The organism is Halopseudomonas pelagia, from assembly GCF_009497895.1.
Lineage (GTDB): Bacteria > Pseudomonadota > Gammaproteobacteria > Pseudomonadales > Pseudomonadaceae > Halopseudomonas > Halopseudomonas pelagia_A.
Genome location: NZ_CP033116.1, coordinates 4312311 through 4337674 on the forward strand (window position 1 = coordinate 4312311; position 25364 = coordinate 4337674).

Consider the following 25364-nt stretch of genomic DNA (forward strand, 5'->3'; position numbering starts at 1 on the left):
CAATCGGACGTGGATCAGTGACCATCCACCAGACCTGACGTGGGCGATGCGATCACGCCCTCCGACGTCTCGCTGCGGGCCTCGACCGACATGGGGGCGCGGAAGCGCTTGAGCCGGAGTGCGTTGCCGAGCACAAAGACACTGGAGAGCGCCATTGCGGCCGCTGCAAAGATCGGCGAAAGCAAGGTGCCGTTCAACGGGTAGAGCGCGCCCGCCGCCACCGGGATAAGCACAGCGTTATAGGCGAAGGCCCAGAACAGGTTCTGCTTGATGTTGCGAATCGTGGCCTGACTAAGCGCGATCGCATTCGTCACGCCACGCAAGTCGCCCGACATTAGCACCACGTCAGCCGCCTCGATCGCTACATCGGTTCCCGTGCCGATAGCGAGTCCAACATCCGCTTCGGCGAGTGCCGGCGCGTCGTTGATACCGTCTCCCACAAAGGCCACCTGCGCGCCATTGATGCGGAACCGCTTCAGCGCCGCGACCTTACCGTCGGGCAAGACCTCGGCCGCGACTTCATCGATGCCGAGCTGCTTGGCAATCGCCGCAGCGGTCGCCGCATTGTCGCCGGTGATCATCGCGACTTTGAGTCCGAGCGCGTGCAGTGCCTTGATTGCTTCGGGCGTCGTCTCTTTGATCGGATCTGCGACTGCAATCACCCCTGCCAAGCGGCCGTCGATCGCGGCATAGAGTGGGCTCTTGCCTTGCTCGCCGAGACGCTGGGCGGTAGACAGGAAGCTCGACACATCAAGACCGAGCTGCGTCATGAATCGATCCGCGCCGACGGCGACGGTACGACCTGCGACCTTGGCCGACACGCCGAAGCCCGGTGTGGCATCGAAGCTGTCGATGGGTGCCAGGGTGAGGTTTAACTGCTTTGCGGCTGTGACGATGGATTCGGCAATCGGGTGCTCGGAGCGGGTCTCGACGGCCGCAACAAGAGCGAGCACTTCGTTGTATTCGAAGCCCTCGGCGGGCACGAGATCGGTCAGCTCGGGGCGTCCTTTGGTCAACGTGCCGGTCTTGTCGAGCGCGATAACGCTCACATCACGCAGCGCCTGCAAAGCTTCGCCCTTGCGAAAGAGTACGCCGAGCTCGGCCGCACGGCCTGTGCCGACCATAATCGAGGTCGGGGTGGCCAGCCCCATGGCGCATGGGCAGGCGATAATAAGAACCGCAACTGCATTAACGAGCGCAAAAGTCAGCGCCGGGGACGGGCCGAAAATTAGCCAGACCAGAAAGGTCAACGTGGCTGCTGCCATCACCGCTGGGACGAACCACATGGTTACTTTATCGACCAGCGCCTGGATCGGCAGCTTCGAACCCTGCGCTTGCTCAACAAGGCGAATGATCTGCGCGAGCACTGTATTCGCCCCGACCTTGGTTACACGAAAACTGAAAGCACCCGTCTTGTTGATCGTGCCGCCGACGACCCCGGCGCCCATCCCCTTCGACACGGGCACCGGCTCGCCGGTGATCATGCTCTCGTCAACATAAGAGGCACCTTCGACGACTTCGCCGTCGACCGGAATCTTCTCTCCCGGACGAACGAGCACGATGTCACCGGTCGTCACCTGATCGAGAGCAATCTCGACCGTTTCGCCGTTGTGCTGGACGCGCGCGGTCTTGGCCTGAAGTCCGACGAGTCGCTTGATCGCCTGCGAGGTTCGCCCCTTGGCGCGCGCCTCCAGCATGCGTCCTAGCAGGATCAAGGTAACGATGACCGCGGCAGCTTCGAAATAGACGTTTGCGGTGCCCTGTGGCAGTACCTCAGGGACGAAGGTTGCGACGATCGAATAGCCATAAGCCGCCGCAGTGCCGACCGCGACAAGCGAGTTCATGTCGGGGGCACCGCGCAGCAACGCCGGCACTCCCTTGCGGAAGAAACGCAGACCCGGACCGAACATGACCAGTGTGGCGAGCGCGAACTGCACATACCAGTTGATCTGCTGCCCCAGGACCCCCATCACCCAATGATGCATGGCGGGAATAAGGTGCGAGCCCATCTCGAGGATGAAGACGGGCAAGGTGAGAATGGCTGCAGTGAGGAAAGAGCGTCGCAGTGCCCGTGCCTCGCTCTCACGGCGCTCGGTGTCCTGATCGCCAGCATTGGCCGTTTCGGCGGACAAGCGACGGGACTTGTACCCCGCTTGTTGGACTGCAGCTTCAAGGTCGACCGTGGAGACGACCCCTACAAAATAGCGCACACGCGCGCGCTCGGTCGCTAAGTTGACAGTGGCTTCGAGTACGCCCGGGATTTTTGCGAGCGCCTTCTCTACCCGGCCCACACACGACGCGCAGGTCATGTCCTCGATTGCCAGCTCGGTGGTCTCTTCGCGAACGGTGTAGCCGGCGCTCTCGATGGCGCGGACAGCCGCCTGCGGATCGGCCAAGCCGGTGAAAGTGATGTCAGCGCGCTCGGTAGCGAGATTGACCGAGGCCGTCTGCACGCCGGGGACCGCTTTCAGCGCGCGCTCGACACGGCCGACACAAGATGCACAGGTCATGCCTTCGACCGGCAGGCTGAAACGAGCGTCTGCTGACACTGCTGGATTGGCGTGATGTTGCCGGGAAACGGAGGCCATTTCATTACTCCTTAAATATTGGTGGTGAAAGAAGCCTAAAGGTTCCCAACATTGGAAGGTCAAGGCCTATGTGTGATTTATTTCGCGAGGCGTCATTTCAGGCCGTCGGCGCCACGGCAGTCCTGATTCGACTGCTCGCAGACCTCCCAACCGCCGCCCAACGCCTTGTAGATGCTAACAACGGCAAGCCACTGGGAAGTCCGAGCGGCTGTCAGCGCACGCCGGCTTGCTAAGTCGGACCGTTCGGCTTCGAGCACATCCAGGTAGATACCTTCACCGGCTGAGAACTGCAGGCGAGCAAGACGAGCCGTCTCGCGGTTTGCCTCTGACTCCTGCATACGCAGCGCAAGCGTGCTACCCGCAGCGCCATAGGCCTTGAAGGCGTCGTCAGCTTCCTGCAATGCGCGCAACACGGTTCGGTCGTAGAGGATCAACGCCTCTTTGGTACGTGCCTCGCTAGCGGCGATCCGTGCACGCACGCGACCGGTATCGAGAAAAGACCAACGAATGACCGGAGCGATGAAGCCCGACTGGCCACCTGCCCAACTCAACGCACTGAGACTACCCGCTACGAATCCGATTGATCCTTGTACCTGGACGTCAGGGTAAAGCCCGGCCGTCTCAACACCGATACGAGCGGTCGCCGCAGCAAGAGACCGTTCGGCCGCTACAATATCGGCACGCCGAGAAATGAGTGACAATGGATCGCCCACGACGATCGTCCGGACTTCAAGCGCTTCACGCACAGGCGTGTTTGGGGGCAATCTGAGCGTCTGGGGCGTTTCACCAACTAGGATAGCCAGAGCATTGGCGGCGACCGCTCGCCGGCGTTGCAGTTCGGGCGCAGCCGCCTCCACATTACGCAACAATGCCTCTGCAAGGAGCCGGTCAAATTCGCTCGCTGAACCGGCGCTAACCAGGCGTTCCACCAGGGCAAGGCTTTCGCGCTGGCTTTGGGTGATTCCAGCGACGACGGCGATTTCGGCTTCAATTCCGCGCAGCTCAAACCAGGTCGCGGCCACCTCAGAAGCGACGGCCGCCTGCACACTGCGCATCAACGCTTCGCGCGAGCCCACTTGAGCTTGAGCCGCTTCAACAGATCGCCTCACGCGGCCAAAAAGGTCAATTTCCCAGGAGGCGTCTATTGTGCCGCGATAGTTTTCACTACCGCGCGACTGGTCAGGCGGCGTCTCGACTTTACTCCTGCGGCGGTCTTCGTAGCTAAGCGTGGCACCGCCGCCGGGCAGAAACCCTTGACGGTTCTCACTTAGAAGGGCTTTCGCTTCGTCGAGCCGCGCGGCGGCGATTCCGATATCATGATTTACTGCCAGCGCGCGCCTAATCAACGTGACTAGCGCTGGATCGTCGAAGGCTCGCCACCAGGCTACATCGACGGCCCCAGCAGCAAGCCCTGCCGGCGTTTCGCCAAAGCTTGTAGGAAACTGCGATGAAGGTAGCGAAGGTAGCGCGGGCGACGAGTAGTTTGGACCCGCCGCACATCCGGCCAAAAAGAGAAACCCACTCACCAGGAACAACAATTTTGCACTTGGACGCCTCATGATTTGCTCTCCCGCACGTGCAGCGTTGAACGTGAACGGCGCCGCTCAATGCGGGCCGACAAGCCTTGCATAACTACATAAAATACCGGCGTCAGGAACAGTCCGAAGAGCGTCACCCCGAGCATGCCTGCAAAAACCGCGACCCCCATAGCGTGACGCATTTCCGCCCCAGCGCCGCTGGCCAATATCAACGGTACAACGCCAGCAATAAACGCCAATGAGGTCATCACGATAGGCCGCAACCGCAATCGACAGGCCTCGACGACCGCATCAAGCGCACTTGATCCTGCAACTTCGAGGCTGCGTGCGAACTCGACGATCAAAATCGCGTTCTTGGCCGCCAAACCGACGAGTACGAGAAGCCCGATCTGGACAAAGACGTTGTTGTCACCACCTGCCAGCCAGACGCCAGTAATTGCGCTCAGCAGACACATTGGCACGATCAGCAGGACCGCCAAGGGCAGCAGCCAGCTGTTGTATTGCGCGGCGAGGATGAGATAGGCAAGTAGTACGCACAACGGGAAAATGTATAGCGCCAAATCGCCGGCCAGCTTTTGCTGATAGGTGAGGTCAGTCCATTCGAAGCTCATGCCTTCGGGTAAAACCTCCTTGGCCAGTCGTTCCATGACCGCAACCGCCTGGCCGGAGCTGACGCCTGCCATCGGGCCGCCCGAGATGTCGGCTGTAGGGTAGCCGTTGTAATGCATTACCCGGTCTGGGCCGGCACTTGGCGTCACGGAGACAAACGAGGACAACGGCACCATATTTCCGGCCGCGTTGCGCACTTGTAAACGGCCAATGGATTCAGCTTGCATGCGGTGGTCTGCATCGGCTTGGGCCGTCACCTTATAGGTGCGACCGAAGCGGTTAAAGTCGTTGATATAAAGAGAGCCGAGATAGACTTGCAGCGCTTCGAATACATCCGCCAAATGAACCCCCTGGCTTTTAACCTGGGTGCGATCGATGGTCACGTCGAGCTGCGGTGCATTGATGTCCAGGCTGGTCATAAGCCCGGCCACCTCGCCCGACTCGGTAGCCTTTGTCATCAGGACCTGGGTCTGCTGCATCAGGGCGGCGAGCCCGGCACCACTGCGATCCTCAACTTGCATCTTGAATCCGCCCGTCGCGCCTAGGCCAGGAACTGGTGGTGGCGGGAACACGCCGAGGAAGCCGTCGGGGATGCTGGCGAATTGGGCTTGCAGCCGCCCTGCAATTGCGGTGGCGGTTAGATCGGGTGTCGTGCGATCTTTGAATGGGTCGAGCATGATGAACATGACCGCAGCATTTGGCACGTTGACGAACCCATTGATAGAAAGGCCAGGGAACGCAACGACGCTTTCGACGCCTGGTTCGGTCAACGCGATATTCGACATCTGTTTGACGACGGCATCGGTGCGATCCAGTGACGAGGCGTTTGGTAGCTGGGCGATTGCGACAAGATAATATTTGTCTTGCATCGGCACGAAGCCCGGTGGGACGACCTTGAATCCGAAGAAGGTCAGCGCGAGCAGCCCGCCGTAAATCAAAAGTGCGACTCCGCTTACTCCCACTATTTTGCGCACCGTGCTGCCATATGCATCCGGTGCACGCTGGAATGGTTGGCCAAGCGTCCGAAACAACCGATCAGCGCGGCCACGCAAACTGCGCGGATCGTGCAAGATTGCCGCCTGGCGCGGACGCAACAATAGCCCAGCGAGCGCTGGGCTGAGCGTGAGCGAGTTGACTGCCGACAAGATGGTCGAAATCGCGATCGTGAGTGCAAACTGTTGATAGAACTGACCCTGCAGACCGCTTAGAAAGGCGGTCGGAATGAAGACGGCGGCGAGTACCGAGGTCATCGCGATGATCGGACCGGTGACTTCGTCCATGGCAAGCCGCGCGGCCTGCATGGGTTCCTCGCCGTTTTCGATGTGACGCTCGACATTCTCGACTACCACGATCGCGTCATCGACGACGATCCCGATCGAAAGTACCAGTCCAAACAACGACAAGGTATTGAGTGAGAAGCCCATCAGATGCATCACGGCAAAAGTACCGATCAGAGACACCGGCACGGCCATGAGTGGAATCAGCGAAGCCCGCCAGTTGCGCAGGAAAAGCATTACCACGATAACGACGAGAAGGATCGCTTCCAACAAAGTGGTTGCCACCGACTCTAGCGAGGCGCGTACGAAAACCGTTGGGTCATAGGCGATGCGCGAGCTGAGTCCTTCTGGGAATTTGCCTTCAAGCCGTTGCATGGTTGCCCGCACCGCCTCCGAAACGTCGAGTGCGTTGGCGCCCGGACTCTGAATAATCTGCAATGCGACGGCCGGCTCGCCGTCAAGCAGGCTTCGCAATGCGTAGGCATCGGCCCCCATTTCGACGCGGGCGACATCACGCAAGCGCGTTACTTGGCCGCCGTCGCCTGTGTGAATGATGATGTCGCCGAATTGTACCTCGTCAGTCAACCGCCCGAGCGTGTTCACCGCCACCTGGAATGCGGCGTTGGAATCGGGTGTCTGACCAACGGAACCCGCCGCTACCTGCACGTTCTGCTCGCGCACAGCGGCAATAACCTCGCCAGCGGTCAGCCCTCGTGCGGCGATAAGGTCTGGATCAAGCCAAAGCCGCATGCTGTATTCGCCAGCGCCCCAAACCAGGACGTCGCTAACGCCCGGAATGCGGGAAAGATCGTCGCGCACCTGTAGGTAGGCGTAGTTGGAAATATAGAGAGGATCGTATCGTTTATCGGGCGACAGCAGATGAACGACCATCAAGATGTCCGGTGAGGTTTTCTGCGTTATAACGCCTTGACGCCGCACCTCTTCAGGCAAACGCGGCAAGGCGCTAGAGACCCGGTTTTGCACCTGGACCTGAGCCATGTCCGCATCCGTCCCCTGCACGAATGTGACGGTTAGAATCATTCGGCCATCGGTTGCCGATTGCGACGACATGTACTGCATACCCTCGACCCCGGTGATCGCCTGCTCAAGTGGCGCTGCTACCGTTTCAGCAATCACCTTCGGATTGGCGCCGGGGTAGGAGGCTGTCACCTGCACGGTTGGCGGCGTCACCGCCGGATACTCACTGAGTGGCAATTGAAAGAAGGCAGCTATTCCGGCGATCATCATCAGAACAGAGAGGACGATGGCAACGATCGGACGATCGATGCAGAAACGTGGAAACGTCATTGCCCGGCCCCCGAAGTTTGCAGCGCCGCAATTGGGCTACCCTCAATCGCTGTTGATTGCGGCGTCACCTGCATCCCCGGCCCCACCATCCCCTTGACGACGATGCGTTCGCCCGGCTGCAGACCGTGCTCGATTACGCGCAAGCCGTCGACCATCGCGCCAAGTACTACGGGTCGGTACTCCGTCTTATTATCACTGCCAACGACAAGAACATAGCGACTGCCCTGATCGGTTCGTATCGATTGATCGGAAACCAGAACCGCGGCTTGCTGTGTACCGGTCTCGAGTTTGATCTTGGCAAAAAGACCGGGTGTCAATTGTCCGTCCGGGTTGTCGACAACAGCGCGGATACGTATCGTGCCTGTCCCACGATCAGTGGAGTTGGAAACGAAGTCGATCCGGCCTGGGCGCGAATACGTCTCGTCGGTGAGTAGTGCCACCATGACTTTTTCCGATGCTGTTCTTTGCGAGTCGCCAATTTCCCGGTTGGCGGCGACAGATCGCAAATACGTGCGTTCGTCGATATCAAAGTTGACATGGAGCGGGTCGATCGAGACGATTGTCGTCAGTGGTGTCACGCCGCTCGTGACGTAGTTGCCCGCGGTGACGAGCGCTTGACCGACACGCCCACTAATAGGCGCCGTGACATGCGAGAAACTCAGATCAAGTTGGGCGGCGGCTAACGCTGCCTTTGCGGCGTCGACCTGGGCTTTGCTTACCTCTAACGCGGCTGTTGCGGTATCCAGGCGATCACGAGCGACAACCTTCTGGGTGAATAGCTGCTCGGCTCGTGCATGGTCCGTCAACGCAAGCTTCAATGCTGCTTCAGCTTCCCGCAACCGCGCTGCGGCGGCGTTCACTGCGGCTTGAAACACCCGGGGATCAATGCGAAAAAGCGTGGTGCCCTTCTTAACGAAGCGTCCCTCGGGCACGCTAACGTCTTGTAGATAACCAGCGACACGCGGACGTAACTCAACCCGCTCAATTGCGGCCAGCGAACCGGTGAACTCAGCAAAGGGCGTCACCGGGCGAACAATCACCTCGGCCACCGGAACGCCAGGTGGCTGTGAGGAATCGGCAGAGGGAACCGCCTCCTCACATCCGGCGATAACGAGCGCGGCGCCTATCGCCGCAGTGATCAAGATTACGCGTTTGATATTCATCATTTTGCCTTTCGCGTCCAGAGTCGACTTAATTTTGCTGAGCCGAAGCAGCTCTCATGGCAACTATTCGACTTGCCACGCTTGGAAGGTCAAGCTGATTTTCGCAATTCGCAAGTTCGAGTGAGAACTAAAACTCCGGGGCATTCCAGTAGGCCGAAAGCCGCCTATGCTGACGGGCATAAAACGGCCAAAACTGACTGTTACACAGTGGCTTAAAAGACCTTCTTTGAGGCCAGGTGCTTTGGAAGTAGAGGCGATTCAGGCGTGCGCTACGACGAGGAGTCTCCCCCTAGATAAAAATTGCCAGACTTAAATTTTTACAGCGAGGGTGAAGTTATGGACACACCTGAGTAACCGTCCGGTAATCACATCTTGAGGCTGACAACGGTACGGTCAGGATAGTGTCCACTTATTCTTTAGTGGACACTTGTCATGAACACATCAAGCGTAGTCAAGCCCGCACCGAAGCGTCGCCGCTTCACGTCAGACTTCAAAGCCTCTATCGTTGCTGCTTGCCTGGAACCCGGGGTCTCCGTATCGCGCATTGCACTGGATAACCGTCTGAACGCCAACATGGTCCGCCGTTGGATCAGAGAGTCACAGCGCAGCGATACTCGTTATTCAACACCTTCATTTGTGCCGGTAAAGCTACCAGCACCTGCCTTGTCATCCGAGACCCGCCCGCATAGTGCTATCCGTATCGAAATACCCCACACTGGCGGCGCCGTTGTCGTTGAGTGGCCTACTGAGCAGGCACACCAATGCGCAGCCTTACTGCGTGATCTGCTGCGATGATCCGTATCGACGAAATCTGGTTGGCAACCGAGCCGCTGGATATGCGTGCCGGCCCGGATAAAGCCCTAGCACGCGTTATTGCTGTCTTCGGGGCGGCCAGACCGCACTGTGCTTATCTGTTTGCCAACAACCGCGGTAATCGGATGAAGGTCCTGGTGCATGATGGTCTGGGTATCTGGTTGTGTGCCCGACGTCTGAACCGGGGCAAGTTTCACTGGGCCGACACCTGGCGCGGTGACCGGGTAAACCTGACCAATGAACAGCTCATGGCACTGGCTCAAGGACTGCCTTGGCAGCGTATCGGTGACGCCGGCATCATCTCGGTACTTTAAGCATAGCCTGCTGCCAAGCGCCATAACCCGAAGGGTGTATGCACAGCCAGCTGCGGGTTGGGCATACTACCTCCATGACCCAGCAGCCCGACCTCAATCAGCTATCTGCCGAACAACTCCGCACTCTGGCGGCCGAGTTGATGGCCTCTCTGGCGGCTAAGGATCGGGCGCTGACGCACAGTACTGCGCTGAATGACAAACTGACTCACGAACTCGCGATCCTCAAGCGCCACAAGTATGCCCGGCGCAGTGAACAGTTCTCTGTGATGCAAGGCTTATTGCTGGACGAGCTGGTCGACAGCGACCTGGCTGCTATCGAGGTCGAGCTGGAACAGGCAAAGGCAACTACCGAACCAGCGCCCAAAGCCAAGCAGCAACCCAAGCGCGGAGCCTTACCGACGGAGCTGCCACGCACCTTGATCCGCCACGAGCCCGACAATACCCAATGTCGCTGTGGCTGCCAGCTCACGCGTATCGGCGAAGACATCAGTGAGAAACTGGACTATGTACCGGGCGTGTTCAGTGTCGAGCGGCATATCCGTGGCAAGTGGGCCTGCACCAAGTGCGAAACCCTGATCCAGGCGCCCGTTCCTGCGCAGGTTATCGATAAGGGCATCCCGACCGCTGGCCTGCTGGCTCAGGTACTGGTCGCCAAGTATGCCGATCATCTACCGCTGTACCGTCAGGAACGTATCTTCGGTCGAGCAGGCCTGGAAATCGCACGCTCTACCTTGGCCGAATGGGTCGGTACCTGCGGCGTTCAGTTGCAGCCGCTGGTGGATGCGCTACGGCATGAACTACTCCAGCATCCGGTGCTGCATGCTGATGAAACACCGGTCAGCATGTTGGCCCCAGGCAAGAAGAAAACCCATAAGGCCTACGTCTGGGCTTACTGCACGACACCCTTCGCCGAACTGAAAGCCACTGTCTATGACTTCGCTCCAAGTCGCGCGGGTGAACATGCCCGCAACTTCCTCGATGACTGGCAAGGAAAATTGGTGTGCGATGACTACGCGGGCTATAAAGCCGGGTTCGGTAAGGGCATCGTGGAAATCGGCTGCATGGCGCATGCACGCCGCAAGTTCTATGACTTACACCAGGCTAACCAGAGCACCTTGGCTGCACAGGCACTTGAGTATATCGGTAAGCTCTACGAAATTGAGCGAAACACCAAGGACGAGCCACCCGATAGACGACAGGCGATCAGGGCCGCCAGAGCCCGGCCACTGGCGGATGCCTTGCATCACTGGATGATTGCACAACGGACCAAAGTGCCGGACGGTTCGGGTACGGCACGAGCACTGGATTACAGCCTGAAACGCTGGGCTGCGCTGACGCGCTACCTGGACGATGGCCGTGTGCCTATCGACAACAACCGAGTGGAAAACCAGATCCGACCCTGGGCGCTGGGACGTTCGAACTGGTTGTTCGCCGGCTCGCTGCGCAGTGGTCGGCGCGCCGCCGCGGTGATGAGCCTGATCCAATCAGCCAAGCTGAATGGTCATGACCCGTATGCGTATCTGAAGGATGTGCTGACCAGGCTACCAACACAGCGAGCGAGCCAGATTAGTCAGTTACTGCCGCATCAGTGGGAACCATCAAAAGCGGGTCAGTAATCGCCGCGGTGTATCACCCAAAACGGCTACCCCGTAATAGTCTCGCACTGATTTATAAGCGTGCAGAGGGTGATACAAGAAAAGCGTTCAGCATGTGATACAGCGACCCGTTAAGAGGGTGATACAGGCGCGCAAGGTGACTTCGCCGGACGCTTACACACCTGATAGATGGCGAGCTTTTTGCCAAGATCCAGGAGACGGCACCGGGGACGTTATCGTTGAGCTTCCATCCGAGCTACTTGAGAAGTTTGGGTGGACTTTGGGAGATGAGCTGGCAATTGAGAAGGCGGAGGAAGGTATTTCCCTGACGCACAATGATCGAGCCGTGAACGCCCCTCTTAGGGCGGACTGCTGGTAGGGTCGCGAATGGCCGCTCCTGGCCGGAAGCCGCCGGTGGCAAGCGACTGCTTCTGAACCAGAGTGTGTAAAAACGCTATCTCAGACCCTTGCTATAATTTCTGAGAATCTCATTGCAAGGGAAATCAATGAAACGGTTTATCCAGGGTGAACACCGAGGTCAAAGCACCTTGCTTCCCGAAAGCCTCGACGACTACGTCAGCGATATCAATCCAGTGCGCGTGGTCGATGTCTTCGTCGATGAACTCGACCTAGCCAAACTGGGTTTCGATGGTGTGATTCCAGCCGAAACCGGCAGGCCTGCTTATCACCCTGCGATCCTGCTGAAGATCTATATCTACGGCTACCTGAACCGCATTCAATCCAGCCGTCGTCTGGAGCGTGAAGCCCAGCGCAACGTAGAGCTGATGTGGTTAACAGGTCGCTTGATGCCCGACTTCAAGACCATCGCCAACTTCCGAAAAGACAACAGCAAAGCTATTCGCGGCGTCTGCCGTCAGTTCGTTTTGCTCTGCCAGCAGTTGGGGCTGTTTAGCGAAAACCTGGTTGCCATTGACGGCAGTAAATTCAAGGCGGTTAACAACCGCGACCGGAACTTCACTAGTGCGAAGCTGAAGCGGCGCATGGAAGAAATCGAGGCGAGCATCAGCCGTTATTTGGCCTCACTCGATGCGGCTGATCGCCAGATACCTAGCGCCTCTAAACCAGATACGGTGAGCTTGGAAGATAAAATCGCCAAGCTCAAAGCACAGATGAAAGAGCTTCAGGGGATTGAGTCACAGCTCAACGAATCGCCAGATAAACAGGTTTCGCTGACCGACCCGGATGCCCGTTCGATGATGACGCGCGGCAGCGGGATCGTTGGCTACAACGTACAGACGGCTGTTGACACGCAGCACCATTTGATCGTTGCTCACGAGGTCACCAACCGAGGTTCTGACCGTGACCAACTCAGTTCAATGGCGAAGCAGGCTCGTGAAGCCATCGGCGTAGAAACGCTGTCGGTAGTTGCCGACCGAGGCTATTTCAAAGGCGAAGAAATCCTGGCTTGTTACGACGCAAACGTCACCGCCTACGTGCCGAAGCCGATGACTTCAAGCGCCAAAGCTGATGGCCGATTCAACAAAGATGCCTTCGTGTATGACGCGACTAGAAACGAATACACGTGCCCGGCGGGAGAGGCCCTGATCTGGCGATTTTCCAGCGTTGAGAAAGGCATGAATATGCATTGCTACTGGAGTTCAAAGTGTCAGAGTTGCACGCTGAAAAGCCAGTGCACACCAAGCACAAATCGTCGAGTAAAGCGTTGGGAGCATGAAGCTGTGCTTGAGGAAATGCAGCGACGGCTGACCAGAGCACCAGAGATGATGAAGGTTCGAAAGCGGACTGTTGAGCATCCCTTCGGGACGCTCAAGCAATGGATGGGGGCGACACACTTCCTGACTCGAAAACTGAACGGGGTGAGTGCGGAGATGAGCTTGAATGTGCTCGCCTATAACATGAAGCGGGTTATGAAAATCATCGGTACAGAAGGCTTGCTGAAGGCGATGGCGGCGTAAAAGCCTCAGCTTTTACTGCTCCAGGAGATGCCGAAGAGCTCCATACACGTTCTGACGCGCTATCGACACTGATCTTGGCAAATGTCCGGAAAATCGCCTCGCCCAAGAGCACTGGGCTTAGTCATCCAACATGCGAAAAGTGTTTTTACACACTCTGGGCCGGTTGCAGAAGCTCGAGAGACGCTAAACGGCCAGACTAGCGGTCCATTAAATTCGTAGAGATTGCAAGATTGATCACGCGTCTGTTGGAAGAGGAATCATAGCGCTAGAACAAACTGGGGCTCCGTGCTAGCGCGCCCATTTTCGCTTATTTTACTGCCGAGCTTGAGATCGAATTCCTCTCTCCGAAAAGCTAAAGCAGTTTCTACATCACTCTAGTGTCCTTAACGTGTTCGGGCCATCCTTCTAGACGTCCTTAGCGGCTTCAACTATTCTCCGCCGCATCCAATCAGGCATGTCGCATCTACAACCGTATCTCCTCAGCACTCAGGTGCCTGAGCGTCTTTTTCGCGACTCGCACCGTCAGCTCCGCCCTTTTTTGGTAAAACAATGCTGAGACAGCTACTCCCAATCTAGTGCCTGCATGCTGCAGCTGCTTTGGATGAACATGCTGCAGGCGGAGCACGGCGTTACCAATTTTTATCTCTCGCGTAGGCCCGTTCGTGTAGTAGATTTCTTTTACCTGTATCTGCGTGCTCAGCCCAAGTCTTCTAACCACCTCGGCGCCGTGAATCTGAATAGTTTCTCCTCGCGACTTTGCGGTGACTATTGCTATAGCCAAGGGGCTTGGGCGTACCGCTCCAACCAATTCGCTGAATTTCGGCCGCATATAGACTCTTCTCGCCACTCTTTCCAAGGCTCCTGCGCGAACCATCCGCGAAAGTACCCGATTCACTGAGCTAGGTTCCCCCTCTTTAGCGAAAAGCGAACCAACGAAAGGTTTCCCCTTCTGCATATGCTTGACGCGGCGGGAAATTCTTTGCCCGATTGTCATAGCAAAACTCTTATCTGGGCGGAAACTGCCTCCTCAATCAATGCGCGGGGATGGCCCGCCTCTGGCGGAAACGATCGCGAGTTCCGAAGCCCAATGCGACCTGTCTAGCTCCCACTGTCGCCACCGCTTCCAAACCTCGGATGGTAGATCGCCATAAAGAGATCCCTCGCCTTGTCATCATGCTGTTCACTAAACAAATAATCTTCCAGCTGCCCGACTCTCAGCACATCTTCGGCAGAGGGATAGTGGCGCAGCAGACGCTTTGCTTCCCTCTTAATTTCCTCCGGCATGCATGGATTCCGAACTAATTCCTGTAGGAATTCTCCGGTTTGCTTGACGCTGCGACTACGTTCACTTGGCAAGGTCATACGGACTCCTTTTTTAGCTCGGACCCTTATGCCAGAGCGATTATTGTTCCGGTAATAATTTTCAATAATTGGGGCTCAGCCGTGTAGCGCCGAATATGCGTCCTGGATCGCGTTCTTCAGCACCCATTTGGGGAGGCCAGTTACGCTTCGTAGCTGTCGATATGCCTGCTTACGAGAAAGCGAGCAACCTCCTGTCAATTCGTCGGCGAAATGCGCAACTGCTGCGTTTCGGGCGGTCAACAGCATCCTTTCTCTTTCTTTCCTTAACAAGTCCCTCCTGACGGCTCGCAGCCTCGCTACAATCGGAGCATACCGATACTCGAGATAGCCGACCGAGACCCATAACCGACTTGCTAATTCTGGAATGGTTGGAGGCAACGCTTCGCTCGCTAGCGCCCGCTTCAATGCACGAAGAATCCTAGGGTGGTCGGTTTGGCTCCTTCGGCGCGTGAGCATGAAGCTTGGCTTTAGCTCGCATACCCAGGCAGCACTCAAAATCCCTGAACAGAGATGCGCTTCCCCAGCCAGCAAAGGGAAGAGAGGGATCCCGAGCATATATGCGAAGCGCCTAGCGCTCTGGAAACTCATCTTTGTTTCTGAATGCAAAGCACTGAGCAGCACGTCTCGTGATAGAAGGTCATATAGCTCCTGCTCCATGTCATATCTCCAGTAGTGATCGAAGATCTTTTCCAAGGAGATTCGTGGCCCTGAATCCGGCAAACTATTCGGGCGACAAGTCGCCAGGTCGATGAAAAGCTGGATGACGTCGTGATCCTCTCGATCAAAATTGGTACCGCAGCTTAAGGCGGGTCGAGACACGGCATGCGCCCAGAGCGAGACGCCACAGAGCTGGCAATGATCCAGAGGCCATTGCTTTCGATAGGTTTCCTGCGGTTCAGCACAGGAAGGGCATGTTTGTTCAAAAGGGGTTTTGTGAGTCGGGCAAGCTACAACGGAAGCCATATGCCATAGGAGCTTGAAATAGGGAGGGATACCAAACGTAGCCATTTCAGAAAAGCAATGGGGGCACCAACGGAACCCAGCGATGACTTCGTCCCCAGAAAGGCTCAATGGCCCGTTCATAAACCACAAAGTACCCTCCGTTAGAGTTACAGACGCAGCCGACTCAAACGCTGCCACCAAAGCTGTCGTCGCCAAACTTGGCCTGACGAGTTCTTGAGGTTTCCTGTAAAAGAACATCGGTTTACGCTCCCCGTCTGTGCGAGTCACGTAGCGAATAATTTCTCCTACATAAACGCCATGCTCTAGAGCTGTACGATGCACATAAGAAGCGAACGATTCGACATCCGGGGAGCCGACGCCCTCCAAAGCCATTCGAAACAAGCTCATACCGCACCCCCGCCGCCAGATCGGTTTCCCTTTTCGTAGCGTTTAGGGTTGCGATTGAATGGCTTCCCTACAGGTTTTTTTGGCGCCGCGGGACTGCTGGTGACAATTTTTGAAGGATTGCGAGGCGAGCTGTAGAGAAGTCTTTCGCCCTCGGCTATTTCCTTTGAGATTTCAAGCAAATCCGAATCAGACATCATGGTTTGTTCGAGCAACCGCAGATCTAACTGGCAGTCGTTGAGATGCGCCAGCGTCAACGCATGCTTCAACCAGCTTTTTAGTAAACCAATGCACCCGCACGTTCGCTCGTGCAAATATTGGGTGTGCGATACGAGCAAATTTGATAGCACACTGTCGCCCATCGCTTGTTCGAAAGCCCGGCAGATTTTCGCAAATTCTAATATCTCTTCTTCTGCTGCCCCGTAGCGTGAGAGGTGGATTTGTTTTTTTCTCCCAAGCATGTGCGGCGAGTTTCGCAACACTTCCAAGATGGGATATGCCCCGACAACCACCAGAACGAGACCAGCAGTCTGTGCCAGGCATTTCCACGAATCCATGACGGCGCAGGGAGCCTGGCTTTGCTTGCTGGCGTATCGGACATGCTGTGCTTCATCAATGAATAAGTATCGTACGCCACGATGTTTTAAAGCCCGTTCTAGCGCTTGCCTGAGTATGCTTTCAGTCGAACGCTCAATCTTGTTGGCGGCGGTTAAGGTTAGGGCGTCGTCTCCGTCCATGCTCAGCATCGGATGCCGCACCGCTTCTAACAATCGCAGAGTGAACGCTTTTGTAGAAAAGGCGCCATTGGGTCCGGCGTTTACTGCTTCCACGCATATCACCGGCAGCAGGCCAGTCTCGGTGAAAGCGTTTCCATTCTCAAGCTGCCGTCTCAGCTCGTGAATCAGCCTAGACTTTCCTGCTCTAGAAGGCCCGACAATACAGACGACGTCACCTGCACTGGCCATGGTAAGAACGGCGAACGCTTCTTTAAAAGCGTTGGTCCATTGCCTGTGGCTAATTTTCATTTCCAGAACATTACCAGCGGGAGGCCTAGTCATAGGAAGCACTCCAGCTATCAACCTCAAGATCGTCAATCGACTCGGAAAGCAGGCTGTCCAGGTCTAGGGGTGCGTCCTCGTGTTGCTCAAAATCGACGCTAACTGCTGGCTCAACCGGAGCGCCGACATCTACGGAATATGAGCGAATAATTCGACAGAGGTCTTCGTCGTCCATCATTCGTATTTTGTTCTTAAGCCCATAGGTCTCGAGTTTGACTAGTCCCTCGCCTAGCTGCTGGGACCCGGATTTGACGTTGTATACTCGCATTCCGGTGCTTTCACAGGTAACCCACTGTTGGTTAATGCACGCATACACTACGTGTGGGTTTTCGGGGTCCAGCCTAACCTGGAGAGAGGACTTTCTTCCGCGGACAGATGCTAGCTCAGGTGCGTAATACCAATCGGTCCCTACATGAATCCCACGTGTCTGATCGACCTTGAAAGCTTTGTAATCCACCGCCGTCATCATCATGAACTCAAGGTCATAGTTGATCTCGCGCGCAACGAACGGGTACAAGGCTTGGCGGCGCTTGAATTCTGTGTCCGCTGCGACAAGCTCACCGCCTCTGAGCTTACCGTTCCTCCAATTGCAGAAAGCCTTTAGCTCTTCAAATGCCCGAGCTGGAAACATAATGGCTCGCTTCTTTGGCGCACATTTACCGTCAACGCTCCTGGCCTCCTTGTAGTCAGCTAGATTCCCGGGACGCTGCGACAACCATTGTTGTTTGAATTCCCCGAAGAACCGCTCAACCTGAGAGCCAAAACGCGGATGCGAAGCCGGCCTCAGCGTGTAAGTAATTCCGTAGTGAGCCGTGAGAGATGCCATGTACGTCGAGCGGAATTCAGCACCTCGGTCAACTATAACCTCGGCCGGTAGGCGCCGGTGTAGCCGAACGCACTCCCGGAAAATCTTGCTAACGGCACGAGAGGAAGGAGAAAGAAACGAGATGGTTATCGCGAGTACGTAAGAACTGTAGAGATCGATCATGGCAGTAACCCAAGGCCGCTCCACATACACTGTGCCGTCGGACGAGTAGACGACGACATAAATGTCTGCAAGGTAGTGGTCTATGGCGGCACGCTCCCAGGGCAAGCGGGAACGCAAAACACGCTTTTCCGGGTCGGTGGGATCTGCCACCGCGTTGGCCGCGCGTTTGCCCCCCCGCTTCAGGGCGGCGTAGCGAGCAGGCATTTGCCCCAACCTGGTATCGAACGTTTTCTGGCTTACCGGATCCAGCCCTGGATGCACCTCCGCCGCCATGACCCTGTACCTGACGTATGATCGGTACTTCGACAGCCCGGCACTATTCGCATGTTCTCCAGACAGGTATTGCGCTAAAAACTCTTCAACTTCGCGCCCCAGCCGCCGCCTACGGTTACCGCTTTGATAATATTTTGGCAGTAGTGACTGAAACGGGGAGAGACCGCAAACGGCGCCATCCGAAACGGTCTTCTTCGATCGTCTTGTAGACCGATTTTGCGGTCCGTCTTCCAAATCGCTCAGCCTTTTCAGGGCATGTTCTGCATCCCTCAGAGTCGGCACCCTTGTTATGCTGACACTTCGCTGGCTAACCGGCCCCGTCACTTGACCCGCTTTGAGTAGTTCACGTCCGTCTCTTAACAACCTTGAATCGCGCGCCACCACGCAGCCCTCTGCCTCCGAGAGAAGCGCACCGCGCAGATCCGCTACTATTTCACCCTCGTCAATCAGCTTTACGAGTGGTGCGAAGGTGTCTAAACCGACTGCACGACGCAACTCGTCGAGACTCCAAGCGAACTGCTCTTCCAAGGCCGACACCACTTTCGCTCTAACATGAGCAGGCACCGGAGGACTCGATCGCGCTTGCAGCATGAGTTCGGTATTTGCTACCTGATAGGCCATATCCGTCGAATATACGAACACCTCGAATCGGATGCCTATCTCACTGAATGCTGTTTCCGCTGGAAGATAACCAACTACACCATTGGACCGGCGAACCCAGTCCGAAGGGTAGCGACTTACAAGCTCATCGATGCTTTCAGAAGTCTTAACCTCCACGACTAACGGGCCATCCGTAGTCAGAAGCAGGAAGTCCGGATTGTACTGGCATCGGATTTTCCGGCCGTTTTTATCATGCCGTTCAACTTTTCTCGGCTCCGGCTGGTCCCAAAGCTCCAATACGCGGCTGTCATACTCGCTCAGAATGAAAAAGGCCGTTTCCGCCGATCGACTCTCTATCGAAACCGATCGATTAATCTTGGACGAAACCCTCCAACTTACGAGGTTGGATATAGCGTGAGTGCCCACCATTCGTGAAGCTTCGGATTCGCGCGTATTTCGGATGTACTGTTTTGCGTTTCTCGACAGGTTAAAGCTAATGCTCTGGTAGTGAAGCATCTCTATTTCTGTAAGCATAAAACTCCCCCTTGGACGGAGGCCGCGCTAAAAGCGCACGTGCGAGCCTCCGAACCCATTTATTCGGATAGATGGGCTTGACGCGGCTTTAAAGAGGGAGAGATACTGTGGTTACCACACCGGAGCATGTCTCCTTCAAAGAGCCGAGGCCAAGCGATAGCTTGCTTCGGTTTTTTGTTTTTACGTCATACCTCCCCCCTCTTCTTCGTTTGGCTGCTCGCGCAGCGAGGCTATCCAGCGCGCAACGTCTCTAGCTAGAGCATATTTTCCTCTACGACGCGGTATCTCAAAGATCGGCACAGGGACCGCTTTTCGTTCGACTGCTTTTCGAAATGCCTGGCGTGATGGATATCCAAGACTCCTTGCCAATAGATCGCCTGTGAGAAGTGGGCCCGCTTCTTTCATCAAAGAAGCTTCTAGTTCTGCAGCCAGTGACATAGGCCCCCCAAATTCACAGTTTCGTAGTCACATTCTAAAGACAGGCTTAACTAGGAACCAGATATTCAGTTCGGCTGCTAAAATCGAAAGGGCAATCTGGGGTTTTTGCTTTGAAATCTAGCACATAGCATTTCCGCGCAAGGCCCAGCGAGACCGCGCAAGCGGAACCGCTTCTTTTTTGGATCCGGAAATAGATGACTAACGCTCACATAAGGTCACTCAGAACCAGGACTTGGTACGCAGCACTTCAGGCAATGTCAGGAGCAACCACCGCGTATGGCTTAGAGAGGCTGCTATCACCGGCAAGCATCAAAGTGCGAAAAGACGGCACTAGGACGAGCTCCTGCCGGTGGTACAAATATAAGCGTGGATTAATCTGTCCCGCGCCACGCACCGTTAGTCGGGTGGAGCGAGCGTGCCCGGGGTCGTCTGTGTGGATACAAGCGCCGCTATGGGCGCTGATCAGCGACGATCACGTTGAAAAAGAAAATCTCGCTGTGGTGATCTGCAAAGTTAGGCCTCACCTCGCAAAACACTTCAAATCGCTGGACCCATGGTTATCTTCGCCCAGCACTATTGATTCGCTTTGGAAACAGGGTGATTTAGGCGCTTTCGAGGCGCTTGTGGCGCTGATCAGACATGCGGAGTCAACCGCAAACTTGGCCCAGTACGTTGAGGCATCGTGGGCTGCACTTCATGTGGCATCCTTGCTGAGCGTAAGCACTCCGTTAGAAACCGTGCGAGATGAGTTCCTCCAAGTGTTGTGGGATAGATTCTTCCAAGTGCTTCAGGAAGTTCCGTCTCCAATGAGAGCCGATTTTGATCGACAGGCGGAAGCGATCCGGCTCAAAGAAACCCTGGAGATCGCGAAGGAATCTGGGACGATAAGCGGACGCTGGAAAGAACGAGCTCGCTTGGCTTGGTGGCTGGCCAAGCAAATCTATCAAGTCGACAGCGATAGCGCGCCAGTTGAGCCAAACGATCTACTGGCTCGGTACGTGCAGAAAGGAGTGGCGGAAACTGTGTCGCGCCCCTGCACGACGAACTATATCAATCGGGCCCGCTTACGCGCATTTGCCAGCTCACTTTCTCTTGCCGACGATCGTGATTTGACGGATATTTTTGAGAACGAAGGGAAGCGCATTTCCGCTCGTGCCCGACACCTTTCAAGCTGCGGAGTCGTGCTGGAAGACCACTGAACAGAAACTGGAAATGGAAAGAAGTTAACACTGCGCCCGAGTTTCAAGTCGCAGTGGCCAAACTATGGTAAGAACTTCCGGCCAAACTATGGGTGTAAGAACACAATTCATCCAGCACCACAAAACCCGGTTCTATTTCCGCTTAAACCTCAGCCACGGCCGTCTTCTTCGAGCGCCTATCCTCAAGCCATGCCCGGGTATTGTCGCCCAGCACCAACATGCACGGCGTAATAAACAGCGTCAGTACGGTGGCTATGGTCAGCCCACCGGCAATGGCACTGGAGAGCTGGGTCCACCATTGGGTTGACGGTGCGCCGAAGCCCAGGCTCGGCTCCAGCAGATTGACGTTGACGGCTAGTACCATCGGCATCAGGCCCAGCACTGTGGTGATGGAGGTGAGCAACACCGGGCGCAGCCTCAGGCAACCGGTTTCATGTGCGGCTTCGATTGCCGAGGCGCCTGCGGCCCTGATCTGGTTGTAGGTATCGATCAATACAATGTTGTTGTTCACCACTATGCCCGAAAGACCAATGATACCCATGCCGACCATGACGATACCGAAAGGCTGGCTGTTGACCAGTAGCCCCAGCAGTACGCCGGCGGTAGAAAACACGATAGCCGACATCACCAGCATGGCCTGATACCAGCTATTGAACTGAATCAGCAGAATCAGCAGCATAAGGAAGATCGCGGTAACGAAGGCGGTAGCGAGGAAGCTGGCAGCCTCCTGCTGATCTGCGCCCTCACCCGCTGTGTTTACACGCACCCCGGCCGGAAACTCCAGACCACTATTGAGCAGCGCATTGAGACGTTCGCCCACCTGAGCTCCGTCAGCCAGATCAGACTTGATGGTGACTGCGCGGTTGCCATCGATCCGATTGATCACACTGGTTTTAGGCGCAGGCTCCACGGTGACAAAGTTACTGATGGGCACCTGGCCCCTGGGGGTCTGCACGGTCAACCGAGTCAACTCCTCGATGGAGCGCCAGTTTTCCGGAAAGCGCACGCGGATATCCACTTCATCACTGGCGTACTCCGGGCGGTACTTCGCCAGCAACAGGCCGTTGGTGACCATTTGCACGGCGTTACCCACTGTGAGCACATCGGCACCGAATCGGGCTGCGGCTGCACGATCCACGTTCACCCGCCATTCAATACCGGGAAGACTGCGGTCATCTTCGATATCGACAAAACCGCCAAGGCTGTTCATTTTCGTAACCAGGAGCTCGACCGCTTCGTCGATGGAATCCTGATCCACTCCCGTTACCTGCAACTCGATCGGCTTACCCGCCGCCGGTCCGCCTTCCTGCTCGCGAAACTCGAGAATGATCCCGGGAATATCTTCGGTCAGAACGCGCATATCATTTAGAATCTCAGCCGCGCGACGCCGCTCATGCCACTCGGTGAACTGGAACTGTACGGTCCCTACGACATCCGGGGGAAGCTCACTGTTGGCAGTCGCCAGCGACCTCGCATAAAGCGCCTTTACCTCAGACAAGCCCAGCAAGCGTTGCTCTACCCGCTGCAATATCTCATCGCGCTCATGGATAGACAGATCTCCCCTGGCCCGCACCAGTACCTGCGCAGATTCAGGTTCCACTGACGGAAAGAACTCTACACCGTGGTTGAAGCTGCCATAGGCGATAAAAATAACCACCATCGCCAGCAACATGCCGACAAAGGTCTTGCCCGGACGCCGCAGGAACTTTGCCAGCAGGTTGCCATAGGCTCTGCCCGCGCGACTGACACCTGCGTCCGTCACCGCTGGCTTGTGCCGTTTGAGTGAGCCCAGTACCGGCAGAAATATCAGCGCCATGACCAGCGATGCGAGCAGCGCGATAATCACGGTCGCAGGCAGATAGCGCATGAATTGGCCGACCATCCCGGGCCAGAACAGCAAAGGCCCGAACACCACGATGGTGGTGGCGGTGGAGGCGATAATCGGCCAGGCCATACGCTCTGCTGCGTGGCCCCAGGCCTGCCGGGGAGATTGACCTTCGGCGATATTCCGGTCAGCCAGCTCGCTGACTACGATGGCCCCATCCACCAGCATGCCGGCCACCAGAATCAACGCAAACAGCACGATCACATTCATGGTGAAACCGATCAAATAAATCACCAGAATCGCCGCGAGAAAGGCGCCGGGAATGGTAATACCCACGAGCAGCGCGGAACGCACGCCCATGGTGGCGACAATCAGAATCAGCACCAGCACTACGGCGGTCAGTACGTTGTTCAGCAGATCAGACAACATGCTTTCGACTTGCGTGGACTCGTCCATGATGTAGTGCACTTCCAGGCCTTCTGGAAAGTACTCCTTGGCTTCATCGATCAATGCGCGGGTCTGTTCGGTAGTCGAGATAATGTTCGCGCCAGCGCGCTTTTTGACTTCCAGCACCATGGCCGGTTGTCCGTTAATCCGGGCAAAGCCCAACGGGTCCTTGAAGCTACGGTTGAGAGTAGCCACGTCAGCAAAGGTCACCACCGTATCGCCATCAACCTTGACCGGCATATTCAACATGTCGTCCAGGTCCTCGACCACGCCCGGCACCTTGATTGACATGCGGCCCTCACCGGTATCCAAGCTGCCAGCCGCCACCAGGCGGTTGTTGTTGGACACCAGGTTGAACAGCTCCATATAGTCCAGGCCATAGGTTTCGAGGGCCTGGGGGTCAACCACGATCTCGAGCAGATCTTCCCGGTCGCCGCCGATTTCCACTTCCAGCACTTCCGGAATACCTTCGATTTCTTCCTGCAGCTGGCGCGCAATAAATACCAACTCACTCTGCGAAACCGGTCCCGCCAAACCCACAGACATCACCGGAAACAGCGCAACGTTGATTTCGTTTACGGTGGGCTCGTCGGCTTCGCTGGGCAGCTTGCTGCGCGCTGCATCGACCTTCTCCCGCACATCGGTCAGTGCCTTGTCAGCGTCGAAACCGGCGTCGAATTCCAGCATCACTGACGCGTGGCCTTCGCTGGAGACCGAGGTCATCTTCTTGACCCCTTCCAATGAGCGCAACTCATGCTCCATCGGCCTTACCAGCAGGCGCTCGGCATCTTCCGGACTGATACCGTCCAGTGTCAGTGACACGTACATCATCGGGATGGCGACGTCGGGATTGGCTTCCTTGGGGATGGCGTTATAGGCAACCAGCCCGCCGATGAACAGAAATACCAACAAGGTAATCACAGCGCGGCTGCGATCAATCGCGGCGTGGATCACTCTACTCATTCAGCGGCACCCATACCGGGCCGAGCAAGGGGCGACACCGCCTCCGATTCCGCGTCCGAGGCGGACACTAGCTTGGTTTCCACTTGCTGCCCAGGCTCTACAAACCCCGCGCCCTGGGTAATCACCTGCAGCTTTTCAGGCAAACCTTCCACCGTGGCGCCGTCATTGGTGATAGCTACTACCCGGACCGGGTAATTGATGACCTGCCCACTCTCGTCCACCGCATGCACGCCCAGCTGGCCGTCCGGGCCGAGCCGCAGCAGCGCCGGTGAAAACTGGTGCGCCAGTACCGGCGGCAACTGAATGCGCAAGGTAGCGCTGCCACCGGCCACGCGCCAAAGCTCGGGGTTCTGCGCCTCGATCTCAACGTAGAAACTGCGGGTTTGCGGATCGGCAGCCAAGCTGATAAAGCGGACCACCCCCTGGAGTTGCCGCCCGCCAGTCACCTCCAGAGTGACCTTTTGCCCCACGGCGACCCTGCTGGCGTCCTGTTGCGGTATGTGCGCGGTGGCCTTCAAGCGCTTCACATTCACCACGGACATAAGCTCGGCACCAGACTGCACCAGCTCACCCACATCGACGTGGCGCCGATCAACCACCCCATCAAACGGAGCAACCGGCCGGTTGTACTGCACGGCCAATTCCGCCGCCTCAAGCTCGGCTCCGGCTCTGGCCAGCTCGCCCTCAAGCCGCACTATTTCCGTTTCGGTGGCATAGTTGGAGGCGCGCAGTTTGCGAGTGCTTTCCAGCTCGGTCTGACGCAGCCGGTAATTGGCTCTGGCCTGGGTCAATTGCATACTGCGCCCTTCATCGGACAGCTCCAGCAACACCTCACCTGCCGACACCTGATCGCCCTGTTGCCTGGACAGTTGTTCCACCCGGCCGGACACTTGGGCCATCACCTCAACCTGCTGCCATGGCTGCAACTGCCCTTGCAGCACTTGCTCTCTGGCCAAGGGCTGAGCCACTGACCAGCGGGTTTCAACCTGATGCAAGGTCTCCTCGGCAGGGGCTCCAACCAATGGAGCCTCGTCCTGCGCGCTGCGCTTCTCGCCCAGCAGCAACCACAGACCCAGCACCAGCGCCATCAGAACGGCGAGCCAAACAGGTGAAATCCGGCGGGAAAACGTGTTCTTGAGAGCAGCACTCACGGAAAATTCCTTACAAAAAAGTCAAACCAGATTGAGC

General features: G+C 56.7%; 16 protein-coding genes. 5 read left to right on the forward strand and 11 right to left on the reverse strand.

The features are described from left to right. Window positions 1-14: 14 nt before the first annotated feature. The 4 genes from EAO82_RS19820 to EAO82_RS19835 form a co-directional block, all read right to left on the reverse strand. Complete coding sequence (locus EAO82_RS19820; RefSeq protein ID WP_096348544.1) at window positions 15-2588, reverse strand: heavy metal translocating P-type ATPase; 2574 nt, start codon at window positions 2586-2588, stop codon at window positions 15-17. A 92-nt stretch (window positions 2589-2680) separates the two neighbouring features. Further along, window positions 2681-4147 (reverse strand): efflux transporter outer membrane subunit, encoded by a 1467-nt coding sequence (locus EAO82_RS19825; protein WP_096348545.1) that lies wholly within the window; start codon window positions 4145-4147, stop codon window positions 2681-2683. Beyond that, window positions 4144-7320 carry an efflux RND transporter permease subunit gene (locus EAO82_RS19830; RefSeq protein ID WP_096348546.1) on the reverse strand — a complete coding sequence of 1059 codons (3177 nt, stop codon included), beginning with the start codon at window positions 7318-7320 and terminating at the stop codon, window positions 4144-4146. Before EAO82_RS19830 ends, EAO82_RS19825 begins: the two co-directional genes overlap by 4 nt. After that, window positions 7317-8483 (reverse strand): efflux RND transporter periplasmic adaptor subunit, encoded by a 1167-nt coding sequence (locus EAO82_RS19835; RefSeq protein WP_096348547.1) that lies wholly within the window; start codon window positions 8481-8483, stop codon window positions 7317-7319. Before EAO82_RS19835 ends, EAO82_RS19830 begins: the two co-directional genes overlap by 4 nt. Before the next feature lie 432 nt (window positions 8484-8915). Between EAO82_RS19835 and tnpA the strand changes: the two genes are divergently transcribed. From tnpA to EAO82_RS19855, 4 genes are all read left to right on the forward strand, one after another. After that, on the forward strand, window positions 8916-9278 hold the full coding sequence (tnpA, locus tag EAO82_RS19840; RefSeq protein WP_096347531.1) for an IS66-like element accessory protein TnpA: 363 nt from the start codon (window positions 8916-8918) through the stop codon (window positions 9276-9278). Further along, window positions 9275-9610, forward strand: a complete 336-nt coding sequence (tnpB, locus tag EAO82_RS19845; protein WP_096347532.1) for an IS66 family insertion sequence element accessory protein TnpB — start codon at window positions 9275-9277, stop codon at window positions 9608-9610. The genes tnpA and tnpB overlap by 4 nt, the downstream gene beginning before the upstream one ends. A gap of 74 nt (window positions 9611-9684) precedes the next feature. Next, entirely contained in the window at window positions 9685-11226 is a 1542-nt protein-coding gene (tnpC, locus tag EAO82_RS19850; RefSeq protein ID WP_096347533.1) for an IS66 family transposase, read from the forward strand. A gap of 485 nt (window positions 11227-11711) precedes the next feature. Further along, window positions 11712-13142 carry an IS1182 family transposase gene (locus EAO82_RS19855; RefSeq protein WP_096344619.1) on the forward strand — a complete coding sequence of 477 codons (1431 nt, stop codon included), beginning with the start codon at window positions 11712-11714 and terminating at the stop codon, window positions 13140-13142. Window positions 13143-13605: 463 nt separating this feature from the next. Here EAO82_RS19855 and EAO82_RS20900 read toward each other — a convergent pair whose 3' ends face one another. The 5 genes from EAO82_RS20900 to EAO82_RS19875 all read right to left on the reverse strand — a co-directional run bounded on the left by EAO82_RS20900 (window position 13606) and on the right by EAO82_RS19875 (window position 19304). Continuing rightward, complete coding sequence (locus tag EAO82_RS20900) at window positions 13606-14136, reverse strand: DUF6088 family protein (RefSeq protein WP_321540957.1); 531 nt, start codon at window positions 14134-14136, stop codon at window positions 13606-13608. A 104-nt stretch (window positions 14137-14240) separates the two neighbouring features. Continuing rightward, window positions 14241-14504 carry a BPSL0761 family protein gene (locus EAO82_RS19860; RefSeq protein ID WP_096346831.1) on the reverse strand — a complete coding sequence of 88 codons (264 nt, stop codon included), beginning with the start codon at window positions 14502-14504 and terminating at the stop codon, window positions 14241-14243. A gap of 75 nt (window positions 14505-14579) precedes the next feature. Then, complete coding sequence (locus EAO82_RS19865; RefSeq protein ID WP_096346832.1) at window positions 14580-15854, reverse strand: TniQ family protein; 1275 nt, start codon at window positions 15852-15854, stop codon at window positions 14580-14582. After that, on the reverse strand, window positions 15851-16909 hold the full coding sequence (locus EAO82_RS19870) for an ATP-binding protein (protein WP_096346833.1): 1059 nt from the start codon (window positions 16907-16909) through the stop codon (window positions 15851-15853). The genes EAO82_RS19865 and EAO82_RS19870 overlap by 4 nt, the downstream gene beginning before the upstream one ends. Next, on the reverse strand, window positions 16902-19304 hold the full coding sequence (locus EAO82_RS19875; protein WP_096346834.1) for a DDE-type integrase/transposase/recombinase: 2403 nt from the start codon (window positions 19302-19304) through the stop codon (window positions 16902-16904). Before EAO82_RS19875 ends, EAO82_RS19870 begins: the two co-directional genes overlap by 8 nt. A gap of 869 nt (window positions 19305-20173) precedes the next feature. On the opposite strand from EAO82_RS19875, the gene EAO82_RS19880 reads away from it, so the two are divergent. Continuing rightward, window positions 20174-20941, forward strand: coding sequence for a hypothetical protein (locus EAO82_RS19880; RefSeq protein WP_096346836.1), 768 nt, complete (start codon window positions 20174-20176; stop codon window positions 20939-20941). A gap of 142 nt (window positions 20942-21083) precedes the next feature. Here the strand turns inward: EAO82_RS19880 and EAO82_RS19885 are convergent, their stop codons facing one another. Then, complete coding sequence (locus tag EAO82_RS19885; RefSeq protein ID WP_096346837.1) at window positions 21084-24176, reverse strand: efflux RND transporter permease subunit; 3093 nt, start codon at window positions 24174-24176, stop codon at window positions 21084-21086. Then, window positions 24173-25327, reverse strand: a complete 1155-nt coding sequence (locus tag EAO82_RS19890) for an efflux RND transporter periplasmic adaptor subunit (protein WP_218838616.1) — start codon at window positions 25325-25327, stop codon at window positions 24173-24175. Before EAO82_RS19890 ends, EAO82_RS19885 begins: the two co-directional genes overlap by 4 nt. Window positions 25328-25364 lie beyond the last annotated feature (37 nt).

Coding starts and splice junctions, on each gene's coding strand:
- tnpC (WP_096347533.1), top strand. CDS start 9,685: ATGACCCAGCAGCCCGACCTCAATCAGCTATCTGCCGAACAACTCCGC.
- tnpB (WP_096347532.1), top strand. CDS start 9,275: ATGATCCGTATCGACGAAATCTGGTTGGCAACCGAGCCGCTGGATATG.
- EAO82_RS19870 (WP_096346833.1), bottom strand. CDS start 16,909: ATGACTAGGCCTCCCGCTGGTAATGTTCTGGAAATGAAAATTAGCCAC.
- tnpA (WP_096347531.1), top strand. CDS start 8,916: ATGAACACATCAAGCGTAGTCAAGCCCGCACCGAAGCGTCGCCGCTTC.
- EAO82_RS19825 (WP_096348545.1), bottom strand. CDS start 4,147: ATGAGGCGTCCAAGTGCAAAATTGTTGTTCCTGGTGAGTGGGTTTCTC.
- EAO82_RS19865 (WP_096346832.1), bottom strand. CDS start 15,854: ATGAGCTTGTTTCGAATGGCTTTGGAGGGCGTCGGCTCCCCGGATGTC.
- EAO82_RS19835 (WP_096348547.1), bottom strand. CDS start 8,483: ATGAATATCAAACGCGTAATCTTGATCACTGCGGCGATAGGCGCCGCG.
- EAO82_RS19855 (WP_096344619.1), top strand. CDS start 11,712: ATGAAACGGTTTATCCAGGGTGAACACCGAGGTCAAAGCACCTTGCTT.
- EAO82_RS19875 (WP_096346834.1), bottom strand. CDS start 19,304: ATGCTTACAGAAATAGAGATGCTTCACTACCAGAGCATTAGCTTTAAC.
- EAO82_RS20900 (WP_321540957.1), bottom strand. CDS start 14,136: ATGACAATCGGGCAAAGAATTTCCCGCCGCGTCAAGCATATGCAGAAG.
- EAO82_RS19820 (WP_096348544.1), bottom strand. CDS start 2,588: ATGGCCTCCGTTTCCCGGCAACATCACGCCAATCCAGCAGTGTCAGCA.
- EAO82_RS19830 (WP_096348546.1), bottom strand. CDS start 7,320: ATGACGTTTCCACGTTTCTGCATCGATCGTCCGATCGTTGCCATCGTC.
- EAO82_RS19860 (WP_096346831.1), bottom strand. CDS start 14,504: ATGACCTTGCCAAGTGAACGTAGTCGCAGCGTCAAGCAAACCGGAGAA.
- EAO82_RS19885 (WP_096346837.1), bottom strand. CDS start 24,176: ATGAGTAGAGTGATCCACGCCGCGATTGATCGCAGCCGCGCTGTGATT.